The sequence below is a fragment of the Aquimarina algicola genome (assembly GCF_006443095.1).
Lineage (GTDB): Bacteria > Bacteroidota > Bacteroidia > Flavobacteriales > Flavobacteriaceae > Aquimarina > Aquimarina algicola.
Genome location: NZ_VFWZ01000025.1, coordinates 1 through 261, shown reverse-complemented (window position 1 = coordinate 261; position 261 = coordinate 1). Strand labels below are relative to the sequence as shown.

Here is a 261-nt window from a genome sequence, read left to right as displayed (position 1 = left end):
CTTGTGATAACAAAACATCAAAAGCAGTAATACCATCAGTAGTAGAAAGAGGCTGTAAACCTGTTTGAGATTCCATGCGCTTTTCTACTTCTCTATCCACTCGCATACCGCCTTCTGACCATAAGGGCCAATTGATACTCAAACTAAGTCCTTTTCGTTTGCCCTGAGATAACAAATCATTACGATACTCAGCATATAAATCCATCCAGGCATTACCACTAGAGTAATCGGATTGACCTACATTACCAAAAGCTCCGGCCG

General features: G+C 41.4%; 1 protein-coding gene. It reads right to left on the bottom strand.

The window, feature by feature from the left end:
* Positions 1-261 (bottom strand): KR domain-containing protein (locus FHK87_RS25970; protein WP_140597840.1); only part of this gene is annotated, 261 nt, incomplete at both ends.